Origin of the sequence: Frondihabitans sp. 4ASC-45, assembly GCF_049472575.1 — a bacterium.
Lineage (GTDB): Bacteria > Actinomycetota > Actinomycetes > Actinomycetales > Microbacteriaceae > Frondihabitans.
Genome location: NZ_JBCEBN010000002.1, coordinates 297,623 through 314,384 on the forward strand (window position 1 = coordinate 297,623; position 16,762 = coordinate 314,384).

Below are 16,762 nucleotides of genomic sequence, written 5' to 3' on the forward strand. Positions count from 1 at the left end.
AACCCCGGCGTACCGTCGAGGGTCAGGCCGCCGTGTCGGTGGCGAACCAGAGCTCACCGAATTCGCGCCCCCGAGCCGAGGCGACGAACGCCTCCTGGAGGTCATCGGCCGCGCCCCCGACCACGAGCACTTCGAGCCCGCGTTCGAGGAGCCCGTCGAGGAGCTCGCCGACGAAAGCGTGATCCGCCAGAGCCACGAGACTGGCGTCGATCTCGACGTGGGCGGCCGCTTCGTCTGGCACGGCAGATGCGAGATCACGACCGGCTGCGGCGTCGTGGACGAGGGGAGGAAGGGTGAGCGTGAACATCTGAGAGACCAACCTAGACTCCTCGACCGGTCTCAGTGACGGCCCCACTTCGCGTCTGCCCCTTGCGTCACACCAGTCACATCTGCAACGCTCACATCTGTCATGACTCGGTCTTTCTCCGCGCCGCCGCAGCGCGCCCCCCTCTCGCACACCCGCCGTCGCATCAGCGTGGGGGCCCTCGCGCTCGCTTTCGCACTCCCGCTATTCGTCGCCGCGCCCGCCGAGGCCGACGCGTATCCGAGCTGGGACGACGTCGAGCAGGCCCGCGGCAGTGAAGGGGCGAAGAACAAGCAGATCGGCTCGCTCACCTCGCTCATCGCTGAGCTCGAGCAGGCGACGGCCACGGCTCAGGCCGCCGCCGACAAAGCCGGCGAGGAGTTTCAAAACGCCCGAGACGAGCTCGACCTCGCCGCCGGCAAGTACGACAAAATCGTCGCCGAGCAGAAGAAGGCCCAGAAGCAGGCAGATGAACTCGGAGTTGCAGTAGGGCAGATAGCAGCGACGCTTGCCCGGCCGGGCAGCAGCAACATGACCACCCACCTGCTCTTCGGCGAGAGCAAGCCGGGTGAATTCCTCAAGGGCCTCAGCATGTCGGCGAAGATCGGCGACCAGGTCGACAAGCTCTACGACGAGGCCCAGAAGGCGACGAACACCGCCGAAGCCCTCGCCGCGCAGGCGAAGCTGGCCAAGACGGAGCGGACCCGCCTCGCCGACGCCTCGCAGAAAGCCCTCGAGCGGGCCGCCGCGGCGACGGCAGCGGCCTCCTCGGCCGAGGCGGAGCAGCAAGACAACCTCGGCGTGATGAAGGCGCAGCTCGCGACCCTGCGCAACGACCGGCTGTCGATCGAAGACGGCTACCAGGACGGCGTCAAAGCGCGCGCGGCAGCAGCAGCGCGGGCAGCTGCGGCAGCGCGGGCCCGTGAGGCAGCGGCAGCGAAGGCGGCAGCCGATGCAGCGGCCGCCCAGGCTGCTGCGGCAGCGGCTCAACCGGCGGCCCCCTCGACTCCGTCCACCCCCTCCACGCCGGCTCCCTCGACCGGTGGCGGCAGCAGCGCCCCCAACCCGGGCGCAGGATCCGGCTGGACGAAACCGATCACCGCGTACAGCTTCTATCAGGCGTACGGCTACCGGTACCACCCCGTCTACCACGACTACCGCCTGCACTCCGGCGCCGACTTCTCCGCCTCCTGCGGCACTCCGATCTACGCGACGCACGCGGGCACGGTCAGCTACGCCGGCCCCTCGGGCGGCTACGGCAACATGATCATCATCGATCACGGCAACGGCGTCTCGAGCGCCTACGGCCATCTCTACACGACCGGCATCTACGTGCAGGCCGGGCAGACGGTCAGCGCCGGGCAGAACATCGCCGGTGTCGGCAACACGGGTGTGTCGACGGGATGCCACCTTCACTTCGAGATCCGACTCAATGGTGTGGCCACCGACCCGATGGCGTACTTGGCTTCGCGCTAGCTCTCTCTTTCTCTCCGCACGCTCACGCACCCCGTGTCGCGAGACTCCCCAAGTGGTCCGTCCGCGCCGGCGTGATGGGCCATTTGTGGAGTTTCGCCGTGGCTCAGAGCGAGACTCCAGTAGTTGCGGGTGGCACACCTGCGCACCCGCAACTACTGGAGTCTCGCCGACGCGGCGACGCGCGCGACGCTCAGCCGGGCGGGGCACGATGGCCGCATGAACCGACGACGACTCGCGATTCTGCCCGCTGCTCTCACCGCGCTGTTGCTCTCCGGATGCAGCGGCGGTTCCGATGCATCGCGCGGCGAACGCGACAGCACCGGCGACAGCAAGGGCACCACGACACCCATCACCGACATCGCCACCGGACTCGAAGCCCCCTGGTCGATGGTCCGCACGACGGACGGCTCGATCCTCATCAGCCAGCGTGACGATGGCACCGTCGTCGAAGTCGAAGCCGACGGCTCGAAGCGCGACGTGGGTGTTATCGAAGGCGTCGTACACGAGGGGGAGGGCGGCCTGCTCGGCCTGGCGCTCGACCCGGCCGACCCCGATCGGCTCTACGCCTACGAGACCACCGCCACCGATAACCGCATCGTGCGGGTCGCGCTCACCGGTGCCGCGGGATCCTACGGTCTGTCGTCACAGGTGACGATCCTCGACGGTCTCGCTAAGGCGTCCAATCACGACGGCGGCCGCATCGCCTTCGGTCCCGACGGTCTGCTCTACGTCACGGTCGGCGACGCGGGCGACCCGACGGCGGCCCAGGACCGCGACTCGCTCAATGGCAAGATCCTGCGCATGACCCCTGACGGCGATGTCCCCCCAGGCAATCCGTTCGACGACTCGCTGGTGTGGTCGATGGGCCACCGTAACCCGCAGGGCATCGCCTGGAGCGATGACGGGCGGATGTGGGCCAGCGAGTTCGGGCAGAACGAGTTCGACGAGCTCAACCTCATCGAGGCCGGCAACAACTACGGCTGGCCCGAGGTCGAGGGCACGGGCGGCGGAGACGGCTACACCGACCCGAAGGTGACCTGGACCACCGACGAGGCCAGCCCGAGTGGACTCGCCGCGATCGGCGACCACCTCTACCTGGCCGGCCTCGGCGGCGAACGACTCTGGACCATCACGCCCGGCGACGACTTCTCCGTCACATCCAGCCTGGAGGGCGAACTCGGCCGTCTTCGAGACGTGAGCGAAGGATCCGACGGTTCCCTCTGGATCCTCACCAGCAACACCGATGGCCGTGGCGCGCCTGCAGACTCCGACGACCGTCTCGTCTCGGTGCCGCTTCCCGGTCGGTAAACTGGTCGAAACCCCTGAAAGCAAAGGAACACCCGTGTCAGATGCCGTCGCACCCGTGAGTAATCCCCTCGAACCGCGAGAGGTCACCGAGACGGCCACGGGTTTCGACCTGTTCCCCGACCGCAGCATCGTGGCGGTCCGCGTCGACGGCGCGCTGTTCGACATGGCCACGACCTTCGAGCCCGGCATCGTTGCCGAGCCGGTCTCGATCAACTCGCCACAGGGTCTCGAGATCCTGCGTCACTCGACGGCGCACGTGATGGCGCAGGCCGTCCAGTCCATCAACCCGGAGGCGAAGCTCGGCATCGGCCCTCCCGTCACCGACGGGTTCTACTTCGACTTCGACGTCGCCGAGCCGTTCACTCCTGACGACCTCAAGGCCATCGAGAAGGTCATGGAGCGCATCGTCAAGGCGAACCAGCGCTTCGTGCGCCGCGTGGTCACCGAAGACGAGGCTCGCGAGCTGATGGCCAACGAGCCGTACAAGCTCGAACTGATCGGCCTCAAGGGCGGTTCCGACCTCGACCAGGCCGCGGGCGATGCCGGAGAGGCGGTCGAGATCGGCGGCGCCGAGCTCACCGTGTACGACAACGTCGACGCGAAGACCGGCGACGTCGTCTGGCGCGACCTCTGCCGTGGCCCGCACTTGCCGTCGACGAGGCTCATCCAGAACGGCTGGAAGCTCATGCGGAACGCGGCCGCCTACTGGCGCGGCTCCGAGAAGAACAAGCAGCTGCAGCGCATCTACGGCACCGCCTGGGCCACGAAAGACGAGCTGCGCGAGCACCTCGCCCGCCTCGAGGAGGCCGCCAAGCGCGACCACCGCAAGCTCGGCGCCGAACTCGACCTCTTCTCGTTCCCCGACGAGCTCGGTTCCGGGCTCGCCGTCTTCCACCCCAAGGGCGGCATCATCCGCCGCGAGATGGAAGATTATTCGCGCAAGCGCCACGAGCAGGAGGGCTACGAGTTCGTCTATACGCCCCACATCACCAAGTCGAACCTGTACGAGACCTCCGGTCACCTCGACTGGTACAAAGACGGCATGTTCCCGGCGATGCACCTCGACGAGGCACGCAACGAGGAGGGCGAGATCGTCCGCCAGGGCGCCGACTACTACCTCAAGCCGATGAACTGCCCGATGCACATCCTCGTGTACCGCTCGCAGGGCCGGTCTTACCGCGACCTGCCTCTCCGTCTTTTCGAGTTCGGCACCGTGTACCGCAATGAGAAGTCGGGCGTCATCCACGGCCTCACGCGCGTCCGCGGCATGACGCAGGACGACGCGCACATCTTCACCACCCGCGAGGAGATGGCGAACGAGCTGAAGAACACGCTCGGGTTCGTGCTGTCGCTGCTCAAGGATTACGGTCTCAACGACTTCTACCTCGAGCTCTCGACGAAAGATCCTGAGAAGTACGTCGGCGACGACGCCACCTGGGAGGAAGCGACCGAGACCCTGGCCCAGGTCGCCCGCGAGACGGGGCTCGAGCTCGTGCCCGACCCTGCCGGCGCCGCGTTCTACGGCCCGAAGATCTCGGTGCAGGCCCGCGACGCGATCGGCCGCACCTGGCAGATGTCGACGGTGCAGCTCGACTTCAACCTGCCCGAACGCTTCGACCTCGACTACACCGCTACCGACGGCTCGCACCAGCGACCCGTGATGATCCACCGTGCCCTGTTCGGTTCCATCGAGCGCTTCTTCGGCGTGCTCACCGAGCACTACGCCGGGGCGTTCCCCGTGTGGCTCGCTCCCGTCCAGGTCGTCGGCATCCCCGTGGCCGACGAGTACGGCGACTACCTCGACAGCATCGGCGCCCAGCTCCGGGCCGCGGGCGTTCGGGTGCAGATCGACCACGGCAACGACCGCATGCCCAAGAAGATCCGCACGCACACGAAGGCCAAGGTGCCCTTCCAGCTCATCGCCGGCGAAGAAGATCGTGCCGCGGGCTCGGTGAGCTTCCGCTACCGCGACGGGTCGCAGGAGAACGGCATCCCGGTCGCCGACGCGATCGCCAAGATCGTCGAGGCCATCGAGACGAAGGCGCAGGTCTGACGGTGACCGACGCCGCGAACGAGCACGAGAACGCCGAGTCGTCCCGCTCGTTCGCGGCGGCGCCCGATGCCTTCCAACGTCTCTGGACGCCGCACCGGGCGGTCTACGTCGAGAACGGCCCGGGCGGCAAGGGCGGGTGCCCGTTCTGCGAGGCACCGGGGGAGTCCGACGAGAAAGCCCTGATCGTCGCGCGCGGCCAGCACGCGTTCGTCCTGCTGAACCTGTTCCCGTACAACCCGGGTCACCTGCTCGTCTGCCCCTACCGGCACATCGCGACCTACGACGAGGCGACCCCCGACGAGGTCGCCGAGATCGGTTCGCTGACTCAGATCGCCATGCGGGTGCTGACCGAGGTCTCGCACGCGCAGGGCTTCAACCTGGGCATGAACCAGGGCAGCGTGGGTGGCGCCGGAATCGCGGCGCACCTGCACCAGCACGTCGTGCCCCGCTACGCGGGCGACTCGAACTTCTTCCCGATTGTCGCCGAGACCAAAGCGGTCACCCACCTGCTCGGCGACGTGCGCGACGCGGTCTCTCGGGCTTGGCCTATGGGCCCGGACGCACCGGCGTCAACCCCGTAAGCTAGGCGATTATGAGCGACAGCACCCCCACCTCGACTACCGGATCCTCTCTCGTCAAGCGCGGCTTGGCCGACATGCTCAAGGGCGGCGTCATCATGGACGTCATCAATGTCGAGCAGGCCCGCATCGCTGAAGACGCCGGTGCCACCGCGGTCATGGCTCTCGAGCGTGTTCCCGCCGACATCCGTGCTCAGGGCGGCGTCGCTCGCATGTCCGACCCCGACATGATCGACGAGATCATCAAGGCCGTGAACATCCCGGTCATGGCGAAGGCCCGCATCGGCCACTTCGTCGAGGCGCAGATCCTCGAGACGCTCGGCGTCGACTACATCGACGAGTCCGAGGTACTGAGCCCCGCCGATTACGTCAACCACATCGACAAGTGGAAGTTCACCGTTCCCTTCGTCTGCGGCGCCACCAACCTCGGCGAGGCGCTCCGTCGCATCACCGAGGGTGCCGCGATGATCCGCTCCAAGGGCGAGGCCGGCACCGGCGACGTCTCCGAGGCGACCAAGCACATCCGCACCATCACGAAAGAGATCGCGGCCCTCCGCCACCTTCGCGAAGACGAGCTCTACGTCGCCGCGAAAGAGCTGCAGGCTCCGATCGAGACCGTGCGCGAGGTCGCGGCGACCGGCAAGCTCCCCGTCGTCCTCTTCACCGCCGGTGGCGTGGCCACCCCCGCCGACGCGGCGCTGATGATGCAGCTCGGTGCCGACGGCGTCTTCGTCGGATCCGGCATCTTCAAGTCGGGTGACCCTGCAACGCGGGCCGCCGCCATCGTCAAGGCGACCACGTTCTTCGACGACGCCAGGGTCGTGGCCGAGGCCTCTCGCGGTCTGGGCGAGGCCATGGTCGGCATCAACGTCGCCGACATCCCCGCACCGCACCGCCTCGCCGAGCGCGGCTGGTAGCGCGGGCGTCCACACGACGGTGACACACGAAGGATCCCCGCTCACGATCGGCGTCCTGGCCCTCCAGGGTGACTTCCGCGAGCATCTGCACGTCGTCTCGTCCCTCGGCGAGAAGGCGGTGACCGTCCGGCGTGCCGCCGAACTCGACGAGATCGACGGTCTGATCATCCCCGGCGGCGAATCCAGCGTCATGGATAAGCTCTCGCGCACGTTCGAGCTCGCCGAGCCGTTGAAGGCGGCGATCGCTTCGGGGCTGCCCGTCTACGGGACGTGCGCCGGTCTGATCATGCTGGCCGACCGGATCCTCGACGGGATGGCCGGGCAGCAGACCCTCGGGGGCCTCGACGTGTCGGTGCGCCGCAACGCTTTCGGCTCGCAGCGCGACTCGTTCGAAGAAGACCTCGACGTGCCGGTGCTCGACGGAGAGCCGGTACACGCGGTCTTCATCCGCGCTCCGGTGGTCGACGAGGTCGGCCCCCTTGCGAGCCCGCTCGGCACTCTGGCGGACGGCCGCGTCGTCGCCGTCGAGCAGGGCAACCTGCTCGGAACGTCGTTCCACCCGGAGATGACTCACGACTACCGCTTTCACGAGTACTTCGTCGAGAAGGTGCGTGCTCGCCGCGCCTGACGAGGGCGGCCGGTACACTTATCGAGATCTTCGTGTCGAGAAGACACGGCAGCAAAAGTAAGCGAAGGAGCCACCGTGTCCGGCCACTCTAAATGGGCAACCACCAAGCACCAGAAGGCCGTTGTCGACGGTCGCCGCGCGAAGTCGTTCGCGAAGCTGATCAAGAACATCGAGGTCGCGGCCAAGATGGGCGGGGCCGACTTCGAGGGCAACCCGACCCTCGTCGACGCCGTCCAGAAGGCCAAGAAGACCTCCGTCCCCAAAGACAACATCGACCGCGCCGTCAAGCGCGGTGCCGGCCTCACTGGTGACGCCGTCGACTACCAGACGATCATCTACGAGGGCTATGCCGCCAATGGCATCGCTCTCATGATCGAGTGCCTCACCGACAACAAGAACCGCGCGGCCGCCAACGTCCGCACGGTCATGTCGCGCAACGGCGGCACGATGGCCGACCCGGGCAGCGTGGCCTACAACTTCGCCCGCAAGGGCGTCATCACGGTGATGAAGTCGGGCGATCTGACCGAAGACGACGTGATGGGCGCCGTACTCGACGCCGGTGCCGAAGACGTCATCGACCAGGGTGCGGGCTTCGAGATCCAGACCGACCCCAGCGACCTTGTTCCCACGCGCACCGCTCTCCAAGAGGCGGGCATCGATTACGACGCCGCCGACATCGAGTTCGTGCCCGGCCTCAAGGTCGAGGCTGACGCCGAGACCGCTCGCAAGGTGTTCCGTCTCATCGACGCCCTCGACGACGATGACGACGTGCAGAACGTCTACAGCAACATCGACGTGACGGCCGACGTGCAGGCCGAGCTCGACGACGACGAGTAAGCGGGCGACGATCGTGGTGAGCCCGGGCGTGCGAACGACCGGGCTCCAATGACCCTTCGTGTGCTGGGGGTCGACCCCGGCCTCACCCGCTGCGGTGTCGGCATCGTCGAGGTCGCCGCGAACCGCGTCCCGAAGCTCGTTTCCGTCCACACGATCCGGTCGGCCGCCGACGCTCCACTCGAGCAGAGGCTGATGATCATCGGCCGTGGCATCGAGGCGCTCGTCGATGAGTTCCGCCCCGACGCGATGGCGATCGAACGCGTCTTCGCGCAGAACAACGTGCGCACGGTGATGGGCACCGCGCAGGTGAGCGGGCTCGCCCTGCGCGCCGCCGCCGAGCGCGGCATCCCGGTCGCCCTACACACACCGTCCGAGGTGAAGGCGGCTGTGACCGGCTACGGCTCGGCCGACAAGAAGCAGGTCGGCGCCATGGTGGCACGGCTGCTCGGCCTCGACGAGGTGCCGAAGCCCGCCGACGCGGCTGACGCGCTGGCGCTGGCGATCTGCCATGCGTGGCGCCGAAACGCCCCGGGAGCGAGCACGCCCGCCGGATCCTCGTCGCTTTCCCGTTTTTCTGCGACAACGCCCACCCCGGGCGCTCTCACTCCGGCTCAGCGTGCGTGGCGTGACGCCGAGAAGTCGATGCGCGCTCCTAGGCTGAAGGGATGATCTCCAGCCTCCGCGGTTCCGTCGCCGCCGCATCCGGTTCGACCGTGGTGATCGAGGTCGGGGGAGTGGGGCTCAAGGTCTCGGTCACGCCGCAGCTTGCGCTCTCGCTGCCCATCGGCTCGACTGCTCACCTCTTCACGACGCTGATCGTACGCGAAGACGACCTCGCGCTCTTCGGCTTCACGACTCCCGACGAGCTCGAGATCTTCGACCTGCTTCGCGGCGTCACCGGCGTCGGCCCGAAGTCGGCCCTCGGCGTGCTGGGCCACCTCACGCCCACCCAGATCGCCTCCGCCGTCGCCACCGAAGACGACGCGGCGTTCCGTCGGGTTTCGGGAATCGGCCCCAAGACGGCGAAGCTCATCGTCGTGCAACTCACCGGCAAACTCGACGTGCGCATGCAGGCGCCGACCGTCACGGCGAAATCGACCACCGCCTCCGACGTGCTGATCGCCCTCATCGGCCTCGGCTGGTCGGAGCGCGACGCGCAAGCCGCGATCGACGACGTGGTCGACACCGCCGACGCCTCGGTGACGACCGCCGTGCCCGCGCTGCTCCGCGCCGCCCTCACCCGCCTCGGGCCGCAGCGCTCCGGCGCCGGTCGCTGAGCGCCCCCATGAGCGACGACCTCACTCGCCCCGATCTCGAGAACGATGCCGAGCTCGCCTTCGAGGGCGCCCTCCGGCCGAAGTCGCTGACCGAATTCGTCGGGCAGTCGAAGGTGCGCGGCCAGCTCGAGCTGCTGCTCCGCGCGGCGGCCATGCAGGGGCGCACCCCCGATCACATCCTGCTGGCCGGCCCGCCCGGTCTCGGCAAGACGACGCTGGCGATGATCGTCGCGCACGAGAGCAACCGCCCGCTGCGCATGTCGAGCGGCCCCGCCATCCAGCACGCCGGCGATCTGGCAGCCGTGCTGTCGTCGCTCGTGCCCGGCGAAGTGCTGTTCATCGACGAGATCCATCGAATGACAAGGGCAGCGGAAGAGATGCTGTACCTCGCCATGGAGGATTACCGCATCGACATCATGGTCGGTAAAGGTGCCGGCGCGACGAGCATTCCGCTCGAACTCTCGCCTTTCACGCTTGTCGGCGCGACGACGCGATCCGGGCTGCTGCCGAACCCGCTGCGCGACCGCTTCGGGTTCACGGCGCACCTCGAGTTCTATGACGAATCCGAGCTCGAAGAGGTCATCCGCCGGGCCGCGTCGCTGCTCGAGATCGACATCGACGGCGTGGCTCTCCGCGAGATCGCGGGTCGCAGCCGAGGCACCCCGCGCATCGCGAACCGCCTGCTCCGTCGCGTCCGCGACTTCGCCCTGGTGCACGGCCAGCGCGCCGATCTCTGTACCGTCCGAGGCGCCCTCGACCTGTACGACGTCGACGCCCTCGGCCTCGACCGGCTCGACCGGGCCGTCCTCGAGACGATCCTCACTCGCTTCGACGGGGGCCCTGTCGGGTTGAACACGCTCGCCGTGTCGGTCGGCGAAGAAGCTGACACGATCGAATCCGTCGTCGAACCCTTCCTGGTGCGAGTGGGGCTGCTCACCCGGTCGCCGCGGGGAAGGATCGCCACGCCCGAGGCCTGGCGGCACTTCGGCCTCGCCCGACAGTCAGAGGGGCTTTTTGGTGATGGCCTATAATCGCCGGAGGCTTCTCAGCGGTCGTGTCTGATCTCACGCGACGACAACCACCTCATCTCACCACGCGAAAGAAGAAATTTCATGGATGCACCTACCGCGATCATGCTCGTCCTCCTGGTGGTGTTGATCTTCTTCATCTTCCGCAACCGTCGCAAGCGTCAGAACGAGCAGGCCGAACTCCAGACCAAGATGGTCCCCGGTGTTGAGCTCATGCTGACGTTCGGCATCTACGGCACGCTCGTGTCGATCGACGACGCCGAGAACGTCGCCGAGGTCGAGATCGCGCCCGGCACCATCATCAAGGTGCACCGCCAGACCCTCGGCCGCATCGTCGAGCCCGTGGTGGCCGAGGTTCCTGCGACCGAGACCGGCATCGTCGGATCCTCGTCCGACCAGCCCCGCTACAGCCTCAACAAAGACACCGCAATCACCTCGAACGAGCCCTCGTTCGGAGAGCGCGTCGACCCGAACACCGACGGAACGCCGTCGACCGGCACCGACAAGTCCTGATCCGTCTCGATCCCGGCCGTCTGGCCGGATCCCCACCCGATGAGGGCTCGCCTCGGCACGCCCTCTTCGCATGAGAAAGCAGAGTTCCTCCGTGGCACGATCGACGCCCGCGAAGAAGGCCCTTCGCTCCCTGACCTGGCTGCTGGTGATCATCGCCGCCATCACAGCCCTCAACGGGGCGGCGACGATCTTGCACAAGACGACGGGCGACGACACGGGGTGGTGGGGCAACGCCAGCTTCGTCCCCGAGCTCGCACTCGACCTCCAGGGCGGCACGCAGATCACCCTGCAGGCACAGCTCCAGAGCGGTGCCACGGTTTCGTCCGACCAGCTGAACCAGGCCGTGTCGATCATCCGTCAGCGCATCAACGCGAACGGTGTCACCGAGGCCGAGATCAACACGCAGGGGCGCAACAACATCGTCGTGTCGCTGCCCGGCAAGCCGAGCGAAGAGCAGCTGAACCGCATCGAGTCCGCTGCTCGCCTCACGTTCCGTCCCGTCCTCTACACCGAGGCCGCGACCGCCAGCTCGGTCGGGGCCTCGGCGTCGGCCACGCCGTACACGCCGAGCAAGACACTGGATGCGAACCCGACCGCGAAGCCGACCGATGCCTCTGACGTCAGCTGGATCTCGGAGCGTCTCGCCGACCTCTACACGAACTACAACTGCGCCGCTCCCGACGACGTGACGAACGCCCCCGACGACGAGCCGCTGGTCACTTGCTCCACCGACGACAGCGGTCAGGTCTCGAAGTTCATCCTCGGCCCCGTCGAGGTCGAAGGCTCGACGATCAGCGACGCGACGTCGGGCCTCGCCACTAACTCGCAGGGCAACAGCACCGGCCAGTGGGCAGTCAACATCGACTTCAACGGCAAGGGCACGACGGAGTTCAAGAACGTCACCAGCCGTCTTGTCTCGCTGACCGCACCGCGCAACCAGTTCGCGATCGTGCTCGACGGATCCGTCATCACCGCCCCGTCGACCAACTCGGCGATCACCGACGGCTCGGCCCAGATCACCGGTAACTTCACCTCCGACTCCGCGAAGACCCTGGCCGACCAGCTGAAGTTCGGTGCCCTGCCGATCAACTTCGAGGTCCAGAGCAACGAGGTCATCTCGGCCACTCTCGGCACGACCCAGCTCCTCTCCGGCCTGATCGCCGGTCTGATCGGCCTCATCCTGGTGATCATCTACTCGGTGATCCAATACCGGGCACTGGCCTTCGTGACCGTCCTCTCGCTCGCGATCTCCGGCGTGATCACCTATCTCACGATCGACTTCCTCTCGTGGCACGACGGCTACCGCCTCTCGCTGGCCGGTGTGGCAGGTCTCATCGTCGCCATCGGTATCACCGCCGACTCGTTCATCGTCTACTTCGAGCGCATCCGAGACGAGCTCCGAGACGGCCGCCCCCTCGAGTCGGCCGTCGAACACGGCTGGAAGCGCGCGATCCGCACGATCCTCGCCTCCGACACGGTCAACTTCCTCGCCGCCGTCACCCTCTACATCCTCGCGGTCGGCAACGTGAAGGGTTTCGCTCTCACCCTGCTGCTGACCACCCTCATCGACGTCATCGTCGTGGTGCTGTTCACCCACCCGATGCTGCGCTTGCTCGCCGGCACCCGCTACTTCGGCGGCGGCCACAAGTTCAGCGGGCTCGATCCCAATGCCCTCGGTGCCGTCTACCGCGGTCGTGCGCACTTCCGCGAGCCCCTCGCGGCGGGCCGCAAGCGCGCCGGCGGCAAGGAGGCCGAGAAGCGCCAGACGATCGCCGAGCGCCGCAGGGCCGAGGCGGACGGCACGGCGCCGACGAACGGCACCGGCCCCACCAGCGGCACCGGGCCGACCAACGGCACCGCACCCACGAACGACCAGTCCGGCACCACGTCCGAGAAGGATTCCTGATGGCCAGCTTCTCCCAGTTCGGTAACGACCTCTACACGGGGGCCCGTTCGGTCAATATCGTCGGCCGACGCAAGATCTGGTACGGCATCGCGATCATCCTGGTGCTCGCGTCCGTGCTCATCCCGCTCGCCCGCGGCGGCTTCCAGTTCAGCATCGACTTCACCGGCGGCTCCGAGTACCAGATCTCGGGGGTCACCGACCCCAAGCAAGAGACCGCCATCGATACCGTGACGGCATTTAAATCCGACGCCACGCCCCTCGTCTCGATCGTCGGCGGTGACATCGTCCGCGTGCAGGTGAACGAGTTGACTACGCGTCAGACCGACACCCTCGGCCTCGACCTCGCCAAGGCGTACGACGTGCCCGAGAAGAACGTCGCAACAAGCTTCATCGGCGCCACCTGGGGTGGCGACATCACGACACAGGCCATCCGCGGGCTCGTGATCTTCCTCATCCTGGCCGCGATCTTCATGACCATCTACTTCCGCACCTGGAAGATGGCGGCGGCCGCGATGATCTCGCTCATCCACGACCTGGTGATCACGGCGGGCGTCTACGGCATCCTCGGCTTCCAGGTCTCGCCGGCGGCGGTGATCGGGTTCCTGACGATCCTCGGCTACTCGCTCTACGACACGGTCGTCGTCTTCGACAAGATCCGCGAGAACAACTCCGAAGACAAGAACGGCTCGTCTCGCACCTTCGGCGAATCGGTCAACCTCGCGGTCAACCAGACGCTCGTCCGCTCGATCAACACCTCGGTCGTCGCCCTGCTGCCCGTGGCAGCGATCCTCTTCATCGGATCGGTTCTGCTCGGTGCGGGCACCCTGCGCGACATCTCCCTGTCGCTGTTCATCGGGATCCTGGTCGGCACCTACTCCACGATCTTCATCGCGGCGCCGGTCTACGCACAGATCCGCGGTCACGAGACGCTGATCAAGAAGTCCGATGAGAAGAAGGCGAAAGCCGAGGTCACCGCATGACAACCGAAGGATCCGCCCAGCGCACTGAGATCGATGCCGCGGAGGCTGTCAGCGCCGTCGAGAACGGCGCCTACCTCCTCGACGTGCGCGAGCAGCACGAGTGGGATGCCGGCCATGCTCCCGGCGCGCACCTGCTGCCGATGTCCGAGATCGGCGTCCGCGTGTCGGAGGTCCCCGACGACCGCGAGATCCTCGTCGTCTGCCATCTCGGCGGTCGTTCCGCCCAGGTGACCAACGCCCTCCGTCAGAACGGCTACAACGCGGTCAACGTGCTCGGCGGCATGGTGGCCTGGCAGCACGCCGAGGGCGAACTGACGAGCGAGAACGGTGCCGAGCCGTCAGTCGGCTGACCTCGACCGACTATCCTGAACAGATGCGGTAGTCGGGCGAGAGCTTTCGTGACCGAGTCCGCTAGCTGAACAGATGCACTGCTGAACACATGCACTGACGAGAGTGGGCGCTGATGACGACAGAGATCTCTACGACCGAGTCTCCCGCGCCCGGTGATCCGGGTCGCCCGGGTTCAGCGCCGCAGGGTGGGGGAGCCTCCACGGCCTCACTGCGCACTCTGCTGCCCCGCCTCTTCTCGCGGAGTCAGCCGGCGGGTGCCGTCGACCGGCTCATCAAGACGGTCCGCATGCATCACCCCAAGGCCGACCTCTCGATCATCGAACACGCCTACACGGTTGCCGAGCGCGCCCACACCGGTCAGTTCCGCAAGAGCGGTGAGCCGTACATCACCCACCCGGTGGCAGTCGCTCAGATTCTGGCCGACCTCGGCATCGGTGCGAAGACGATCGCGGCGGCCCTGCTGCACGACACCGTCGAAGACACCGATTACACGCTCGACATGCTGCGTCGCGACTTCGGTGACGAGATCACCATGCTCGTCGATGGCGTCACCAAGCTCGACAAGCTCAAGTACGGCGACAGCGCTCAGGCCGAGACCGTCCGCAAGATGGTGGTCGCGATGTCGAAAGACATCCGCGTGCTCGTCATCAAACTCGCCGACCGCCTGCACAACGCGCGCACCTGGGGTTTCGTCGAATCCTCGTCGGCCAGCCGCAAGGCGACCGAGACGCTCGAGATCTACGCTCCGTTGGCCCACCGCCTCGGAATCCAGACGATCAAGTGGGAGCTCGAAGACCTCAGCTTCGCGGTGCTCCACCCGAAGCTCTACGTCGAGATCGACAGTCTGGTCAAGCAGCGGACCCCGCAGCGCGAGCAGTTCGTGCAGAACGTCATCAACGCGGTCAAGAGCGACCTCAAGTCGTCGAAGATCCGCGGCGACGTCGTCGGCCGACCGAAGCAGTACTACTCGATCTACCAGAAGATGATCGTGCGCGGTCGCGAGTTCGACGAGATCTACGACCTCGTCGGCATCCGCGTGCTGGTGAACTCGCTCCGCGACTGTTACGCGGTACTCGGCTCGATCCACGCGCGCTGGAACCCGATCCCCGGTCGCTTCAAGGACTACATCGCGACCCCGAAGTTCAACCTGTACCAGTCGCTGCACACGACCGTGATCGGGCCCAAGGGCCGTCCGGTCGAGATCCAGATCCGCACCCACGAGATGCACCAGCGTGCCGAGTTCGGTGTGGCCGCGCACTGGAAGTACAAGCAGCGGATGAACGGCGGCCGCGACAACCTGAGCGACCCCAAGACCGAGACCGACATGGCGTGGCTTGCCCACATCTCCGACTGGCAGGCCGAGACCGCCGACCCGGGGGAGTTCCTTGACAGCCTCCGCTTCGAGATCGGGGCGAAAGAGGTCTACGTCTTCACGCCGCAGGGCAAGGTCATCGGCCTGCCCTCGGGGGCGACGCCCGTCGACTTCGCCTACGCCGTGCACACCGAGGTCGGGCACCGCACGATGGGGGCCAAGGTCAACGGCCGCCTGGTGCCTCTCGAGTCGACCCTCACGTCGGGCGACGTGGTCGAGGTCTTCACTTCGAAGAACCCCGACTCGGGCCCCTCCCAAGACTGGCTCGCCTTCGTCAAGAGCCCGCGCGCCCGCAACAAGATCAAGCAGTGGTTCACGAAAGAGCGCCGCGACGAGGCGGTCGAGCAGGGCAAAGACGCCATCGCGCGAGCCATGCGCAAGCAGAACCTCCCGCTCCAGAAGCTCATGAGCCAAGACTCGATCGCCGAGGTCGCGGCGACGATGCGCTACGACGACATTACGGCTCTGTACGCCGCTGTCGGCGAAGGGCACATCTCGACGCAGTCGGTGATCGAGAAGATCCTGTCCGCCGTGCAGACGCAGACCGACGACGACACCGATCTCGACCTCGAGTTCCCGTCGAAGGGTCGTCAGCGGCCCCTGCGCAACAGCGACTCGGGCGTGCTCGTGCGAGGCGCACCCGACATTCTCGTCAAGCTCGCTAAGTGCTGCACCCCGGTGCCCGGCGACCAGATCGTGGGCTTCATCACCCGGGGTCAGGGGGTCAGCGTCCACCAGGCCTCTTGCCACAACGTGCAGAGCCTGATGAACGAGCCCGAGCGAATGATCGAAGTCTCGTGGGCGCCCTCCTCCAAGAGCGTGTTCCTCGTGCAGATCCAGATCGAGGCGCTCGATCGGTCGGGCCTCCTCTCCGACGTCACGCGGGTGCTCTCGGAGCATCACGTGAACATCCTGTCGGCGACGGTCTCGACCTCGTCCGAGCGTCTGGCCCTCAGCCGGTTCGTGTTCGAGATGGGCGACACCACCCACCTCGACCGGGTGCTGAATGCGGTTCGCCGCATCGATGCGGTCTACGACGTCTACCGCGTCAGCGGGGGTTGAGCGAGCGCGGTGTCGCGGATCCTTGGGCTCGTTGGGTCTTGGGCTCGTTGGGTCTTGGGCTCGCGGGCTCTTGGGCTCGTAGGGTCTTGGGCTCCTGAACTAAGGAGTCGCGCTCCTCGACGAAGGAGCAGCGAATCTCCACCGCACGTCAGTCAGGAGCCTTGGGCCTCGG

The 16,762-nt window shown here is 66.8% G+C and carries 16 protein-coding genes; 15 read left to right on the forward strand and 1 reads right to left on the reverse strand.

The genetic code is table 11. The annotated features are described in order from the left end of the window. Positions 1 to 22 precede the first annotated feature (22 nt). A complete protein-coding gene (locus VH571_RS04955; protein ID WP_055958032.1) occupies positions 23 to 307 on the reverse strand; it encodes a hypothetical protein in 285 nt (94 codons plus the stop codon). Positions 308 to 409: 102 nt separating this feature from the next. Here VH571_RS04955 and VH571_RS04960 point away from each other — a divergent pair, with 102 nt between their 5' ends. The 15 genes from VH571_RS04960 to VH571_RS05030 all read left to right on the forward strand — a co-directional run bounded on the left by VH571_RS04960 (position 410) and on the right by VH571_RS05030 (position 16,590). After that, positions 410 to 1,780 (forward strand): M23 family metallopeptidase, encoded by a 1,371-nt coding sequence (locus tag VH571_RS04960; RefSeq protein WP_423263580.1) that lies wholly within the window; start codon positions 410 to 412, stop codon positions 1,778 to 1,780. 129 nt (positions 1,781 to 1,909) lie between these two features. Next, positions 1,910 to 3,088, forward strand: a complete 1,179-nt coding sequence (locus VH571_RS04965; protein ID WP_423263581.1) for a PQQ-dependent sugar dehydrogenase — start codon at positions 1,910 to 1,912, stop codon at positions 3,086 to 3,088. 34 nt (positions 3,089 to 3,122) lie between these two features. Beyond that, positions 3,123 to 5,141 carry a threonine--tRNA ligase gene (gene thrS, locus VH571_RS04970; RefSeq protein ID WP_423263582.1) on the forward strand — a complete coding sequence of 673 codons (2,019 nt, stop codon included), beginning with the start codon at positions 3,123 to 3,125 and terminating at the stop codon, positions 5,139 to 5,141. Positions 5,142 to 5,143: 2 nt separating this feature from the next. Continuing rightward, entirely contained in the window at positions 5,144 to 5,722 is a 579-nt protein-coding gene (locus VH571_RS04975) for an HIT family protein (protein ID WP_370544451.1), read from the forward strand. Positions 5,723 to 5,733: 11 nt separating this feature from the next. Further along, positions 5,734 to 6,636, forward strand: a complete 903-nt coding sequence (gene pdxS / locus VH571_RS04980) for a pyridoxal 5'-phosphate synthase lyase subunit PdxS (protein ID WP_423263583.1) — start codon at positions 5,734 to 5,736, stop codon at positions 6,634 to 6,636. Positions 6,637 to 6,655: 19 nt separating this feature from the next. Beyond that, positions 6,656 to 7,264: a pyridoxal 5'-phosphate synthase glutaminase subunit PdxT gene (gene pdxT / locus VH571_RS04985; protein WP_123944245.1), complete on the forward strand. Its 609-nt coding sequence runs from the start codon at positions 6,656 to 6,658 to the stop codon at positions 7,262 to 7,264. Positions 7,265 to 7,339: 75 nt separating this feature from the next. Next, positions 7,340 to 8,101, forward strand: a complete 762-nt coding sequence (locus VH571_RS04990) for a YebC/PmpR family DNA-binding transcriptional regulator (protein WP_055958016.1) — start codon at positions 7,340 to 7,342, stop codon at positions 8,099 to 8,101. A gap of 48 nt (positions 8,102 to 8,149) precedes the next feature. Continuing rightward, entirely contained in the window at positions 8,150 to 8,770 is a 621-nt protein-coding gene (gene ruvC, locus VH571_RS04995; protein WP_423263584.1) for a crossover junction endodeoxyribonuclease RuvC, read from the forward strand. Continuing rightward, positions 8,767 to 9,378, forward strand: a complete 612-nt coding sequence (ruvA, locus tag VH571_RS05000; protein WP_423263585.1) for a Holliday junction branch migration protein RuvA — start codon at positions 8,767 to 8,769, stop codon at positions 9,376 to 9,378. The genes ruvC and ruvA overlap by 4 nt, the downstream gene beginning before the upstream one ends. 8 nt (positions 9,379 to 9,386) lie before the next feature. After that, positions 9,387 to 10,409 (forward strand): Holliday junction branch migration DNA helicase RuvB, encoded by a 1,023-nt coding sequence (gene ruvB / locus VH571_RS05005; protein ID WP_423263586.1) that lies wholly within the window; start codon positions 9,387 to 9,389, stop codon positions 10,407 to 10,409. Positions 10,410 to 10,490: 81 nt separating this feature from the next. Then, on the forward strand, positions 10,491 to 10,919 hold the full coding sequence (locus VH571_RS05010; protein ID WP_055958002.1) for a preprotein translocase subunit YajC: 429 nt from the start codon (positions 10,491 to 10,493) through the stop codon (positions 10,917 to 10,919). 91 nt (positions 10,920 to 11,010) lie between these two features. Continuing rightward, positions 11,011 to 12,825 carry a protein translocase subunit SecD gene (gene secD / locus VH571_RS05015; protein ID WP_084815867.1) on the forward strand — a complete coding sequence of 605 codons (1,815 nt, stop codon included), beginning with the start codon at positions 11,011 to 11,013 and terminating at the stop codon, positions 12,823 to 12,825. Then, positions 12,825 to 13,805 (forward strand): protein translocase subunit SecF, encoded by a 981-nt coding sequence (gene secF / locus VH571_RS05020; protein WP_423263587.1) that lies wholly within the window; start codon positions 12,825 to 12,827, stop codon positions 13,803 to 13,805. The genes secD and secF overlap by 1 nt, the downstream gene beginning before the upstream one ends. Next, positions 13,802 to 14,155 (forward strand): rhodanese-like domain-containing protein, encoded by a 354-nt coding sequence (locus VH571_RS05025; protein WP_423263588.1) that lies wholly within the window; start codon positions 13,802 to 13,804, stop codon positions 14,153 to 14,155. The genes secF and VH571_RS05025 overlap by 4 nt, the downstream gene beginning before the upstream one ends. Positions 14,156 to 14,268: 113 nt before the next feature. Then, a complete protein-coding gene (locus VH571_RS05030) occupies positions 14,269 to 16,590 on the forward strand; it encodes a RelA/SpoT family protein (protein ID WP_084815866.1) in 2,322 nt (773 codons plus the stop codon). Positions 16,591 to 16,762: the final 172 nt, after the last annotated feature.

Excerpts from the sequence above, each read along its gene's own strand:
- VH571_RS04955 (WP_055958032.1), bottom strand. The coding sequence starts at position 307 with ATGTTCACGCTCACCCTTCCTCCCCTCGTCCACGACGCCGCAGCCGGT.
- VH571_RS04960 (WP_423263580.1), top strand. The coding sequence starts at position 410 with ATGACTCGGTCTTTCTCCGCGCCGCCGCAGCGCGCCCCCCTCTCGCAC.
- pdxS (WP_423263583.1), top strand. The coding sequence starts at position 5,734 with ATGAGCGACAGCACCCCCACCTCGACTACCGGATCCTCTCTCGTCAAG.
- ruvC (WP_423263584.1), top strand. The coding sequence starts at position 8,150 with ATGACCCTTCGTGTGCTGGGGGTCGACCCCGGCCTCACCCGCTGCGGT.
- ruvA (WP_423263585.1), top strand. The coding sequence starts at position 8,767 with ATGATCTCCAGCCTCCGCGGTTCCGTCGCCGCCGCATCCGGTTCGACC.
- ruvB (WP_423263586.1), top strand. The coding sequence starts at position 9,387 with ATGAGCGACGACCTCACTCGCCCCGATCTCGAGAACGATGCCGAGCTC.
- VH571_RS05010 (WP_055958002.1), top strand. The coding sequence starts at position 10,491 with ATGGATGCACCTACCGCGATCATGCTCGTCCTCCTGGTGGTGTTGATC.
- secF (WP_423263587.1), top strand. The coding sequence starts at position 12,825 with ATGGCCAGCTTCTCCCAGTTCGGTAACGACCTCTACACGGGGGCCCGT.
- VH571_RS05025 (WP_423263588.1), top strand. The coding sequence starts at position 13,802 with ATGACAACCGAAGGATCCGCCCAGCGCACTGAGATCGATGCCGCGGAG.
- VH571_RS05030 (WP_084815866.1), top strand. The coding sequence starts at position 14,269 with ATGACGACAGAGATCTCTACGACCGAGTCTCCCGCGCCCGGTGATCCG.